The sequence below is a fragment of the Streptomyces sp. NPDC048254 genome (genome assembly GCF_043201895.1).
Taxonomy (GTDB): domain Bacteria; phylum Actinomycetota; class Actinomycetes; order Streptomycetales; family Streptomycetaceae; genus Streptomyces.
In genome coordinates this window covers 98296-110466 of sequence record NZ_JBICZJ010000008.1, presented here as the reverse complement: position 1 = coordinate 110466, position 12171 = coordinate 98296, and the positions used below count along the sequence as shown (strand labels likewise).

10 protein-coding genes and 2 pseudogenes are annotated in these 12171 nt (G+C 70.6%); 7 read left to right on the top strand and 5 right to left on the bottom strand.

Annotated features, from left to right (window positions below; all coding sequences use genetic code 11):
- Positions 1–26: 26 nt before the first annotated feature.
- The 3 genes and pseudogenes from ACGFZQ_RS23220 to ACGFZQ_RS23210 form a co-directional block, all read right to left on the bottom strand.
- Positions 27–191 (bottom strand): annotated as a pseudogene (locus tag ACGFZQ_RS23220) (helix-turn-helix domain-containing protein); the annotation flags it as partial.
- A complete protein-coding gene (locus ACGFZQ_RS23215) occupies positions 188–499 on the bottom strand; it encodes a S8 family serine peptidase (RefSeq protein WP_393842096.1) in 312 nt (103 codons plus the stop codon). The pseudogene ACGFZQ_RS23220 and the gene ACGFZQ_RS23215, both read right to left, overlap by 4 nt.
- Before the next feature lie 101 nt (positions 500–600).
- Entirely contained in the window at positions 601–1227 is a 627-nt protein-coding gene (locus ACGFZQ_RS23210) for a hypothetical protein (RefSeq protein WP_393841889.1), read from the bottom strand.
- A gap of 290 nt (positions 1228–1517) precedes the next feature.
- Here ACGFZQ_RS23210 and ACGFZQ_RS23205 point away from each other — a divergent pair, with 290 nt between their 5' ends.
- Entirely contained in the window at positions 1518–2243 is a 726-nt protein-coding gene (locus ACGFZQ_RS23205) for a response regulator transcription factor (RefSeq protein ID WP_393841888.1), read from the top strand.
- Positions 2240–3751, top strand: a complete 1512-nt coding sequence (locus ACGFZQ_RS23200) for an ATP-binding protein (RefSeq protein ID WP_393841887.1) — start codon at positions 2240–2242, stop codon at positions 3749–3751. The genes ACGFZQ_RS23205 and ACGFZQ_RS23200 overlap by 4 nt, the downstream gene beginning before the upstream one ends.
- A 224-nt stretch (positions 3752–3975) precedes the next feature.
- On the opposite strand, the gene ACGFZQ_RS23195 is transcribed toward ACGFZQ_RS23200, so the two are convergent.
- Positions 3976–6243, bottom strand: coding sequence for an NEW3 domain-containing protein (locus tag ACGFZQ_RS23195; protein ID WP_393841886.1), 2268 nt, complete (start codon positions 6241–6243; stop codon positions 3976–3978).
- Positions 6244–6948: 705 nt separating this feature from the next.
- Between ACGFZQ_RS23195 and ACGFZQ_RS23190 the strand changes: the two genes are divergently transcribed.
- The 5 genes and pseudogenes from ACGFZQ_RS23190 to ACGFZQ_RS23170 all read left to right on the top strand — a co-directional run bounded on the left by ACGFZQ_RS23190 (position 6949) and on the right by ACGFZQ_RS23170 (position 11377).
- Entirely contained in the window at positions 6949–8034 is a 1086-nt protein-coding gene (locus ACGFZQ_RS23190) for a lytic polysaccharide monooxygenase (protein ID WP_393841885.1), read from the top strand.
- Positions 8031–8234, top strand: a complete 204-nt coding sequence (locus tag ACGFZQ_RS23185) for a hypothetical protein (RefSeq protein WP_393841884.1) — start codon at positions 8031–8033, stop codon at positions 8232–8234. Before ACGFZQ_RS23190 ends, ACGFZQ_RS23185 begins: the two co-directional genes overlap by 4 nt.
- A 369-nt stretch (positions 8235–8603) precedes the next feature.
- Positions 8604–9578 carry a zinc-dependent alcohol dehydrogenase family protein gene (locus tag ACGFZQ_RS23180; RefSeq protein WP_393841883.1) on the top strand — a complete coding sequence of 325 codons (975 nt, stop codon included), beginning with the start codon at positions 8604–8606 and terminating at the stop codon, positions 9576–9578.
- A gap of 112 nt (positions 9579–9690) precedes the next feature.
- Positions 9691–10311: pseudogene (locus tag ACGFZQ_RS23175) on the top strand (NADPH-dependent F420 reductase); the annotation flags it as partial.
- Between the two features lie 58 nt (positions 10312–10369).
- On the top strand, positions 10370–11377 hold the full coding sequence (locus ACGFZQ_RS23170) for a zinc-binding dehydrogenase (RefSeq protein ID WP_393841882.1): 1008 nt from the start codon (positions 10370–10372) through the stop codon (positions 11375–11377).
- A 16-nt stretch (positions 11378–11393) separates the two neighbouring features.
- Here the strand turns inward: ACGFZQ_RS23170 and ACGFZQ_RS23165 are convergent, their stop codons facing one another.
- Entirely contained in the window at positions 11394–12029 is a 636-nt protein-coding gene (locus ACGFZQ_RS23165; protein WP_393841881.1) for a TetR/AcrR family transcriptional regulator, read from the bottom strand.
- Between the last annotated feature and the right edge of the window lie 142 nt (positions 12030–12171).

The following is a 12171-nucleotide window of genomic DNA, read 5'->3' as shown; positions in this document are numbered from 1 at the left end:
CGGCCCCGCACTGTTTCGCTACTCCGCTACAGCCAGCCGCGCTGAGCGGCCCGCAGCCCGAGCTGGAAGCGGCTCGCAGCCCCGAGCCGTTCCTGCAGGTCGCTCACCCGCCGCCGCAGCGTTCGCAGACTCACCCCCAGTTGACGGGCCACCGCCTCGTCCTTCATCCCGGCCGCCAGCAGCCGTGTCAACGTGAGGGGCCGTACGCGGTACCGCCCAGGGACATCGAGACGATCTTCGCGCCGGAGTGCGCCGCCCACTCCATGCCCGCGATGATCCAGGAGGCCTGGCCGTGGCCGGTGTTGTCCAGCACCCTGCCGACCAGCAGCCGCGCGCCCGGCGCCACGCCCTTGAACCTGCCGTTCGAGGCCGCGCCCGAGCCGACGATCGTGGACGCCACATGGGTGCCGTGGCCGAAGCCGCCCTGCACCGTCTCGTCCGGTACGAAGCTCTCCGACCCGGCGATCCTCCCGGCCAGGTCCGGGTGCCCGGTGTCCACGCCCGTGTCCAGGACCGCGCCCTCGACGCCGGTGCCGTCGTAGCCCGCCTGCCACACCTCGGGCGCGCCGATCTGCGGCACGCTCACGTCGAGGGACGCCTTCACCTTGGCGTCCAGCCAGATCTTGTCGATGCCGTCGCCGAGCTGCTGCGCGGCTTTCGCGGTGGGCTGGTGCCGAGCGGTGGGGCGATGTCCGACCAGAACGCGGTCGACTTCCGCGCGCTGAGCGCCGCGCCGTCGATCCCGGGCAGCGCCAGCGTCCGGCGCGCGCCCTCGGGGGTCTCGGCGCCCTTGCCGTACGTCGCGATGACCGGGGTGCTGCCGGTCTTCGCGTCCGTGTACCCCTGCTCGACCAGCTGGGAGACGTTGAACAGGGCCGGGTCGAGGCGGCCCGCCTTGATCAACGGAATGGCGTCCGCCGGCAGGACGCTGATCTCGCCGTCCTTCTCGCTCGACAGGAAGGTGGCGGCCTCGCGGCCCTTGCCGCGCCGGACGTCGACGGCGTTCTTGCCGTCCGGTCCGACGGTGAGCGTCACGGTGTCGCCGGTGATGAGGGTGACGGTCGCTGGTGGGGTGGCGGTCTGGGGTGCGGTGGTGGTGCTCGGACCGGTAAGGGGCGTGACCGGTGTGGTGACCGGGGACCCCGGAGCGGCTGTCGCGGGCGTGATCGCCCCCGCGAGCAGTCCGGCCGCTCCTGCCAGGGCCCACAGGGCGTGGAGTCTTCGCATGGGTGGACGTCCTCCCCTGAACGCGGAAACGCTTCCGCCGGGTAAGCGGAAGCCAGAGATCAGAGTGGGCGCCGGGGCGACGGCGGCTCAAGGGAACACGGTGGCCGGAGCGTGCCAATGCCCGCTTCGGCCAAGGGAGTTGGCGCAAACAACCCCCTCGGCGGACCCGATCGCCGCCGGTCGCCCCCGGTTCGGGCGTCCGCATTCCGGCCCCCGCGTCCGCCCTGTCCCACGGCTTCGGCTCAGCGGGAACACAGCATTCCCCCAGGAGACCGGCACAGACTTGATACATGTCTGCCACCGCAGGGTCCCGAACCGGCCGCGTCCGCGTCCTGATCGTCGACGACGAGCCCGGTCTCACCGAGCTGCTCTCCGTCGCCGTCGCGGAGGCGGGCTGGCGGCCCTACCCCGCGCTCGACGGGCAGAGCGCCCTGCGACTGGCCCGGGGCTGCGCCCCGCACGCGGTGGTGCTCGACGGGATGCTGCCCGACCTCGACGGCCTCCAGGTGCTGCGCAGACTGCGCTACGAGATGCCGAGGCTGCCCGTCCTGATGCTCACCGCCCGCGACGCCGTCGAACACCGTATCGACGGCCTGGCGGCGGGGGCCGACGACTACGTCACCAAGCCCTTCTCCCTGGAGGAGGTCGTGCTCCGGCTGCGCGGACTGCTGCGCCGGGCCGGCACCGAACAGCCCACCGTCGACGACTCCGTACGCGTCCTCGGCGACCTGGTGCTGACCGGCGAGTCCCGCGAGGTGCAGCGGGCCGGCACCCCGATCAGGCTCACCGCCAAGGAGTTCGACCTGCTCAGCCTGTTCCTGGACCACCCACGCCAGGTGCTGAGCAAGGCCCAGATCCTCGACCACGTCTGGAGCACCTCCTTCGACGGCGGCGGCAACCTCGTCGAGGTCTACATCTCCAGCCTGCGCCGCAAGATCGACCGGGGCCGGACGCCGATGATCCACACCGTCCGCGGCATGGGTTACGTCGTACGGCCCGTGGAGGACGGCAGATGACCGCCCGGCCGCGCAGCCGGTCGCTGCGCACGCGCCTGCTCGTCTTCATCACCGCCGTCCTGGTCTGCGTCTGCGCCGTGATGGCCCTGACCACCGTCTTCGCCCAACGCGCCTATCTGATGGGCAACCTGGACGACCGGGTGAGCGACGCGGCCGAGCGGGGCGTGGGCGGCGCCGCCCTGCACCCGGAGCTCACCCGCGACCTGACCTTCCTCAACGAGACCGGCCAGCCGGCCGGCCTGCTCGCCGCCCGCCTCGACGCCGGGGGGAACATCATCACCGCGGCCGTCGTGAGCCGGGACGCGCCCCCGCGCTCCCTCAGCACCGCCCAGACCACCGCCCTCAAGGGCATCGCGCCGGACGGCTCGACGCACACCCGCGCGGTCCCCGGCCTGGGCACCTACCGCGTCACCGCCCTGAACGCCGGCGGCATCCGCGTCCTGGCCGGGCTCCCCATGGACGACGTACTGGACACCATCAGCGGCCTGGTGGAGGTCGAGATCGGGGTCGCGGCGGTCGGCCTCACCGCCGCGGGCTGCGTGTGCGCGGTGGTGATACGACGACAGTTGCGCCCGCTCGGCCGGGTCGCCGCCACCGCCGTCGAGGTCTCCCACGCGCCCCTCGGCCGGGGCCAGGTGACCGGACTGACCCGGGTGCCCGAGCGGGACACCGACCCCGGCAGCGAGGCCGGCCAGGTCGGTGCCGCCTTCAACCGCATGATCGACCATGTCGAGGCCTCACTGGCGGAACGTCAGCGCAGCGAGGAACAGGTGCGCCGCAGCGAGGAGCGCATGCGCCGCTTCCTGGCCGACGCCAGCCACGAACTGCGCACCCCGCTCGCGTCCATCGCCGGGTACGCGGAGCTGATGAACCGCGGTACGGACCGCATCGAGCCGGACCTGGCCTGGCGCAGGGTCAACGCCGAGTCCGTGCGGATGCGCAGCCTGGTGGAGGATCTCCTGCTCCTGGCCCGTCTGGACGAGGGCCGCCCCCTGCAGTCCGCCGAGGTGGACATGGCCGCGCTGGTCGCGGAGGCGGTGTGGGACGCCAGGGCGGCCGGGGCCGGTCATGTCTGGCAGCTCGAACTCAACCTGGACGGCCTGGCGTTCGTGAGGGGCGACGAGGCCCGCCTGCACCAGGTGGTGGCCAACCTGCTGGCCAACGCACGGGTGCACACCCCCGCCGGGACGACGGTGACCGCGACGGTCGAGTCCACCCCCGCCACCTGCGTGGTCCGCGTCCGCGACGATGGTCCCGGCATCCCGCCCGGCCTCCTCCCGACCGTCTTCGAACGCTTCACCCGGGCCGACACCTCCCGCACCCGCGCCGGCGTCCTGGAAGGCGGTTCGGGCCTGGGCCTGGCCATCGCCGCGGCCATCACCACGGCCCACGGCGGCCATCTCGGCGTGGAGAGCGTGCCGGGCCGCACGGAGTTCACGCTGGAACTCCCGGTGGCCGAACTCCCGCCCACCGGAACGGCGATACGCGCCCGCACGGCGCCGGTCTAGGCCCTGTCGTCAAATTCCCGTCGTCCGCCCGGAGGGCGGGCCCCGCGGCGTCAGGTGCGTGCTCTTGGCGTGCCGGGCCCTGAGCCTCGTACTGGACGTACTTGGGTCAGGGCCCGGTGCGGCGAGAGTGCGTGCATGGCGTCGCGGGGCAGACGGGAATTTGACGACAGGGCCTAGGAGAGCACCGCGCGCCGTGCGGACGGCATCGCCGAAGAGGGGGACGGTCAGGGAGTGGTGGTGAACGTGTCGAAGTCGGCCTCGCCGGTGGTGCCCGAGGCGTGCGAGGTCTGGGTCAGGCCGACGTCCTGGGTGGCCGCGGCGGTGGGGACGTCGATGGTGCCGACCAGGTTCCAGGTGGCGTCGTCGGTGGAGTAGTAGCCGCTGTAGGTGGTGCCGTTGCGGACCAGCTTCAGCCACGAGGGGTAGGTGGCGGTGCCGGTGGAGTCCTGGGAGTCCAGCTTTCCGTCGCCGTCGCTGTCCCAGTCGAGCAGGTAGCCGTTGCCCGGGGTCGCGACCAGGGCCAGGTAGCCGGGGGAGGTGTTGGGCTGGGTGATGTCGTTGCGGACCATGATCCCGGCCTTCGCCCAGACGTCCGTGTCCGACTGGGAGCCGAGCTTCACGGTGGTCACCGAACCGTCGTGCTCGGCTCCGGGCAGATAGACCGTGCCGTATTCGTTGGTGCCGTTGTAGAGGTCCGCGCCCTGGGCCCGGATGCCGAGCTGGGTGCCGGACTGGCTGAAGCTCGCCGTGGTGGAGGCGAACGTCTTGTACGGGGCCGTCACTTGGTGGTTGACGGTGATCGTGTCACCGGCGGTGAGCCGGGTCTTCCCGTCCGACCGGAAGCGGTAGCTCGCGCTCCCCTGGAAGTCGCTGGAGGCGAAGAGCTTCGCCGAGGGCGGGATGGACACGGAGTAGGTGGCCTGCAGCGTGTGGCCGCCACGGACCGTACGGACCCGGGTCACGTCACGCGTGGTGATCTTCGTGCCGGACGGTCCGGTGAGGGTCAGGGCGGCGTCGGTGATCGACCGCGACCCGTTGTCGGACAGGACCGCGGTCACGGTACGCGTGGTGCTGTCGCTCGCCGCCGGCGCCCAGTTGAGCCCGAACGAGACGTCCGGCGCCGCGCCGGTCACCGTGTGGTGGGTGCCGTGGACCCGGTACAGGACCACGCCGTGCGGCGGCACGTTGGCGGCGATCCGGCCCGCGGACTCGGTCAGCCGCTTGCTCCACAGATCCCGCAGGGAGTAGTCGCGCGCCTTGGCCAGACCCAGCGCGGACGCGGTCGTCGCGACCTCCCGGGGCGCCGACCCGGTGTTGAACAGACCGACCACGGCATCGCCGTCGGGCTCGGTCTTGGCGAACACCTGGGAGTTCGCGTCCGAGGAGATCCGCTTGGCGTCGATGCCGTCCTGGTCGACCGCGAGGACGTCGGTGTTCTTCAGCAGGGCGAGGTCGGCGGGGTCGAGGTGGGTGAGGTCGGTGCCGAGGATGAGCGGGGAGGCGGCCAGCGACCACAGGCTCATCTGGGTCCTGCGCTCGTCGGGGGTGAGGCCGTTGTTGGTGCCGTTCCCGATCTCGAGGGAGTCGTAGTCGTTGTAGCCGCCGGGACCGCCGTAGGGTGCCCAGGCGGCGACCTGGTCGAACCGGGAGGCGACGGAGGCCCAGGTGGTCAGGGGGTAACTGCTGCCGTCCGGACCGCAGTAGCACTCGACGTCGCCGCCGGTGCGCCAGCCGTTGGAGAGCTTCTTCCAGGTGGCGGCGTTGTTGATGTCGAGGTTGTTGGACAGCTCCAGGTGGATCGGCCGCCCGGTGTGCCGCAGCGCGTCCGACCAGGCCTGGACGTCCTGTTGGTCGGGTGTGCCGACACCGTCGATCTTGAGGTAGTCGATGCCCCAGCCGGCGAACTGACCGGCCCACGAGTCGATGAAGGTCTGCGCGCCGGGCTTGGTGTAGTCGATGCCCACCATGCCGCCGCAGTTGTAGTTGTTCTCCGTCGTCGTGGTGGCGATGTCCCGGGCGTGGTACGGGGTTCCCTGGATCTCGGTGTTCTTGGCGACCGCCTGCTGGGAGATGCCGGGAGTGACGTACAGGCCGAACTTCAGCCCGAGGGAGTGGACGTAGTCGGCCACGACCTGGATGCCGTTCTCACCGCCGCGGGGCGGGAACTTGGCGGGGTCGGTGACCCAGCGGCCGTACTGGTCGACGTCCGGCCCCTGGCTGCCCGGGCACTGGTACCAGAAGTCGTCGATGTTGGCGTAGATGAAACCATTCTTCGCCAGGCCGCTGGTCTTGAGCGCCTTCGCCTGCGCCTCGATGGTCTCCGCGGTCGGATTGCGGCGGACGAAGCTCCAACTGCTCCACCCCAGCAGGGGCTTGAGTCCGACACCGTTGTCATCGGCCTGCGCGGGCTGGCCGCCGGTCACGGTGACTCCGGTGGCGAGCAGCAGCGCTCCGGTGAACGCGGCCAGCACACCGCGGATCTGTCTTCTCATGAGTTCTTCCTCCATCGCAGCGCCCTGACAGCGCGACGGTCGGTATCGGAAGGTCGAGATTCGGCCGGGCCGGCAGCCCTGGTTCGCGTGATGAAACGGTCGGTCTCGCACCGTCCTGGCACGCGGACGTCCGCACGACCACCCGCCTGTCTCAGAAAACGTCAAGAACCAACCCTATGGACGCGACAAGTGAACATGACCGAACGCCAGTCACCACATAGCGCGCTTGGCCAAAAGTGAGTCAAGTCTGTGGGTCCACTGTGGCGCCGCCGAGCAAACGCGCCTGTTCGCGCTCCGGTTCAGTGAAGTCCCGCCCGTGCACGCACAACTCGGCGGCAACGGCGGCATCTCCGGCGGGCGCGGCAGATCCGCCCGCCGGACCAGGAGCTCGCGCATCTCCCGTTCTTCGCGTGGGCCTGCCGCAGCTGCGAGGCGGTCACCGTTGCCATGGCCCGGAGTGTGGCCGTCGGGGCCCGCCCCTGCCCTACGTGCGGGCGCACTGTCGCCCGAACCGGTGCCCCGCGACCGCGCCGGGCGTTTACACCGGCCCCCGTCCGCGCTAGTTTCACAGAGGAGTGGGGTGGGAGCGCTCCCATCCCGTGCCGGCGGACCGGAACCCGTCGGCGCCGGGCTCGCTCCCACCCCACTGTGCTCATCACCGTGACCCGCGCACGACCGTTCACCCCACACGGAGGCTGATCTGTCATGAATATGACAAACTCCGGGGTGCGTCTGCCCCGATTACCCCTCCCCACCCGAGGCCGGGCGCTCTTCCTCACCCTCCTCGCCCTGCTCACCACGGTCCCCGCTCTCGCCCTGATCCTGGCCGCCGGTGCCCCGGCGCAGGCCCACGGCACCCCCATGAAGCCCGCCAGCCGTACCTTCCTGTGCTGGCAGGACGCGCTCACCGACACCGGTGAGATCAAGCCCGTCAACCCGGCGTGCAAGGCGGCCCAGCAGGTCAGCGGAACCACGCCGTTCTACAACTGGTTCTCCGTGCTGCGCTCGGACGGCGCCGGCCGCACCCGCGGTTTCGTGCCCGACGGCGAGCTGTGCAGCGGCGGCAACACCAACTTCACCGGCTTCAACCTGCCCCGCGACGACTGGCCGGTCACCCACCTCACCTCCGGCGCGACCGTCGACTTCTCGTACAACGCCTGGGCGGCGCACCCGGGTTGGTTCTACGTCTACGTCACCAAGGACAGCTACGCCCCCACCCAGCCGCTCACCTGGGACGACATGGAGGACACGCCGTTCCTGACCGTCGACCACCCGCCGCTCAACGGCACCCCGGGCACGGTCGAGGCCAACTACTCCTGGACCGGGCGGCTTCCGGCGAACAAGACCGGACGGCACATCATCTACATGGTGTGGCAGCGCTCGGACAGCACGGAGACCTTCTACTCCTGCTCGGACGTCGTCTTCGACGGCGGCAACGGCGAGGTCACCGGCATCCACGACCCGGGCAACCCCACCGAACCCCCGCCCGGCACCTGCACGGCCACCCGGGCCACGACCAACAGCTGGCCCGGCGGCTACCAGTCCCAGGTCACCGTCACCAACAGCGGTGACGTCCCGATGCTCGGCTGGATGGTCGACTGGACGCTCCCCGGCGGCCAGTCGGTGGCCAGCCTCTGGAACGGCAACGCCACCTACAGCGGACAGGACGTGATGGTCCACAACGTCGACTGGAACGGCTCGCTCAGTCCCGGGCAGAGCACCACCTTCGGCTACGTCGTCCAGGGCGACGGCGGGGACAGCGCGACCAGCCTGCCCTGTCAGGTCGGTTGACCCACGGCACGGACGGGCCGCTGGAGCAGGTCATCGCCGCGCTGGAGGCCAGGCCGCCCACGTTCGCTACGCGCGCTCCGCTCGCCGGCCTCCTCCCGGCCGACCCCGAGGCCGACCTGGTGGCGTGGTGGCAGGCAGCCGACGTGCACCGGCAGCGCGCCCCGGTGACCGACCGGCTGAAGTGGGCCACCGCGGTCTGATCCACCGCACACGACGGAGCCCCTGCCGAACGGTGGGGGCTCTCCGTCCTGTCCACCGCCTGAGTCGCGCCAGGAAGTCGTTCACGGACTTCTCGACCTTTCTCGATCTTTCTCGATGTTTCTCGAACTCGTACGCGGACAGCCGGTGGCCGCGGCCGACAGGCGATCTCAGTCGGTTGCGAGACCGGGCAGGGCGGGTGCCTCTCCGGTTGCGGTGCCCCGGTTCGGGTTCTTTACTAGTAGGTACAAATCTCGCTGAATCGTGCGGTCCATGAGGTGGCGTGGCGGAGTGTTTCGGGGACCGGGCCGTCGGCATCCGAAGCGATGTCTCGAAATCCGACGAAGCGACGAAGCAAGGAGCCGTGTCCCATGCTCCCCATTCACCTCACTCAGTTCGGGGAGCCGGAGAAGAGCCTGAAGGTGGTGGACGTGCCCGAGCCCCCGGCTCCCACCGCCGGACAGGCGCTCGTCCAGGTCGAGTACGCCCCGCTCGACCACCACGACCTTCTCCTGGCGCAAGGTGTCTACCCCGTACGCCCTGAGCTGCCGACAGCCATCGGAAACGAGGGGGTGGGGACCGTCGTGTCCGTAGGGCCCGGCGTCATGGAGGTCGGCCCCGGCGAGAGGGTCCTGCTCCCCTTCGGCGTCTTCTCCTGGTCCGAGCGGGTGGTGGCCGAGGCAGGGGACCTGACCGTCGTGGACAAGTCCATCGGTCTTGAACAGGCAGCGATGCTCACCATCAATCCCGTCAGCGCGGGGCTCCTGGTCGGCCTGCGTGACCTTCCGGCCGGTTCCTGGGTGGTGCAGAACGCGGCCAACAGCGGGGTGGGCCGGTCTGTCATCGTGTTCGCCAAGGAACGAGGGCTGCGCACGATCAACATCGTGCGCCGCGCGGAACTCGTGAGCGAACTCCGTGATCTCGGCGCCGACATCGTGGTTGTCGACTCGGCGGACGCCGGCGCGCGCGTACGGGAAGCCATCGGCTCCGATCCGGTGCTGCTCGGCCTCGACGGTGTCAGCGGTGCGGCGACCGCACTGTTGCTGGACGTACTGACCGACGGCGCCCTGCTGGCGATCTACGGGTATGTGAGCGGCCGGCCGTTCACGCCCGATCCCGACGTGCTGAGGACGAAGAACATCACCACGACGGAGTTCTGGATGTACCAGGACGAGTTTCTTCCCCGGCTTCCGGCTCTGAACGCGGAGTCCGCACGGCTGGTCTCCGAGGGAAGACTCGTCCTGCCCTCCGCGCCCGTCTACAAGGCCGCGGACTTTCCCGAGGCGCTCGCCCACTTCCGGGAGAACGGCAAGGTCCTCCTGGACTTCGACCCGCATCGTGCGTAGGCGCCGCCGCACCTGCCGCTGAGGCCGGGACCATCCCGACAGCGGCCGGAGCCGACCACACAGCCGCTGTCGGGGCGCCGGTACGGCCCCCGACCCACCATCAAGGAGGGGCGGCATGGCCGCACAGAGCACTATCGGCATTCTCGGCGCGGGAGAGATCGGCCGGGCCGTCGCCGGCAAGGCCGTCCGTCACGGACATGAGGTACTCATCGGCAACAGCCGGGGCCCGGAGACACTCAAGGCAGTCGTGGAGCGGTTGGGGCCGAAGGCCCACGCCGTGACAGCGGAAGAGGCGGCGCGGCCGGACCTCGTCTTCCTCGCGGTGCCGTTCTCCGCAGTGCCGGACCTGACCGGCCTCACCGACTGGTCCGGGAAGACCGTCGTCGACACGACGAATCAGTTCGCGGCGGCCAACCCCTTGCGGGGCCGGTACGACGTCGGTGACCTCACGGGCAGCGAGTGGGTCGCCGAGCGCCTGCCCGGAGCGCGGATCGTGAAGGCGTTCAACACCCTGTTCGCCGCGTTCATCGCCGCGGACCCCCAGCACGAGGAAGGCCGTCAGGTGGTCTTCTACGCGGGCGACGACGCCGACGCGAAGGCGGCCGTGGCCGGCTTGCTCGACCAGTTCGGGTTCGCCGCCCTGGACCTAGGCGGTCTGCGGGAGGGCGGGCGCCTGATGCAACTCGACGGCCCGCTCAGCGCACGGCACTTCCTGCTTCAGGACGCCGGCTGACGAACCAGACCTCGCTCACCCCCGGGCACGCACGCCGAGCACACACAGGAGGAGCGTCATGAGCCGCCGTGTCGTCTATACCCGCGGTGGGGCGCCCGCCGACGTCCTGACCGTCATCGAGGAGCCGGAGCCGGCAGCGCCGGGGACCGGTCAAGTACTCGTCCGCGCCACCGCGTTCCCCGTGCACCCCGGGGATCTCCAAGCCGTCGAGGCATATCCGGGGAACAGCGGACAACCGGTCCCGGCCGGTGTCGAGGCCACCGGCGTGGTGGAGGCCATCGGCCCGGGCACCCCGGTGGCACCGGGAGTCGCACCCGGCGCGCGGGTGACGGTCTTCCCGCACCCGGGCGCCTGGTCCCAGTGGATCATGGCGGCCGCCAGGGCGGTGGTCGCCGTACCGGCAGGGGTGCCGGACGAGGTCGCCGCGCAGATGCTGGTGAACCCGATCACCGCCGTGATGCTGCGCCGCGAGGCGGAGGCGCACGCGTCCATCGGGTACGACGGGGTGCTGCTGCAGACCGCCGCCGGCTCGTCGGTCGGACGGCTGCTGACGGCCGTGAGTCAGGCCCACGACATCTCGCTCGTCAACGTCGTCCGCAGTGAACGCGGCGCCACGGAACTGCGTCACCGCTTTCCGGACGTGCCGGTGGTGGCGACGGAGCATGCGGGGTGGGCCGATGACGTCCGCAGCGCGGTCGGCGACCGCCCGCTGAGCGTGGCACTCGATCCGATCGGCGGGAAACTCGCCGAGAGCCTCGTGGACCTGCTGACGCCGGGCGGAACACTCGTCTGCTACGGGCAGATGGCCGCGGAGCCGATCTCGCTGCCCGCGTCGACTCTGCTGCACAAGTCGCTGACGCTGCGCGGCCGGAGCATCGGCCACTGGATGTCGGACACCCCCCTCGACAGGCAGGTGTCCGATGTCGCCGCCGCGAAGATGATCGCGACAACGGCCAAGGACCAGTTCGACGTAGCCGCCACTTATGGTCTGGGTGACCTGGCGGAGGCGGTGGACCACGCGCAACGGCCCGGCAAGGTCGGCACCGTCCTCATCCGTCCCTGGTAGCCGCCCCTGGAACACGTCACGGCGCTGAGCGGTCGTCCAGCCGGTCCGGCGCCGGCTCGTTCGTGGGCACGCGGGGAAGAAGGGCCAAGGCCTCCTTGGCAGCCCCGATGACAACCTCCGCCGCGGCTCCCGCCCTGCCCAGGGCCTCCAGTCCCCGCAGCACGGCGAGGAGAAGGCCGGCGAGCCGGTCCGTGTCCGCCTCGGCGTCCAGCGAGCCCTCCTCCTGGGCCCGGGCGAGGCAGTCCGACAGCTCGCTGTGCATGGCGCGGACCGTGGCAGCGGTCCGCTCGGCGACGGTCTTGTCGACGGCGGCGAGTTCCGTGGCGCTCCTGGCCATCATGCAGCCGCGCCGCTCCACGTCCCTGCTGATCTCTTCGGAGATGCCGCATACAAGGCGTTCCAGTTGCGGGAGGGCCGGTCCAGGACCGCGCAGGGCCGAACGCCAGGCTCCGATCGCGTCACTGTTGTAGCTGTCCAGAGCCTGTAGGAACAGGGCGTGTTTGTCTCCGAAGGCCCCGTACAGGCTTCCGCGTCCCAAGCCTGTGACGGCGCTCAGATCGTCGATGGAGGTCCGGTCGTAACCGTGGGACCAGAACTGGTCGCGAGCAGCCCGCACGACATCCTCGTCGTCGAACTGCCGAGGCCGGGCCATGAGAAAACTGTACGCCGTGCACGGGGCATCGCGCGGCGAAGACAGGGCAGTACGAGCCCGCTTCGCCGCATTGACCCATGCCGTACGTCGCCTGCGGCAAGGACTCGCGGAACACTCGTTTCCATCCGTCCCCGGGCGATCC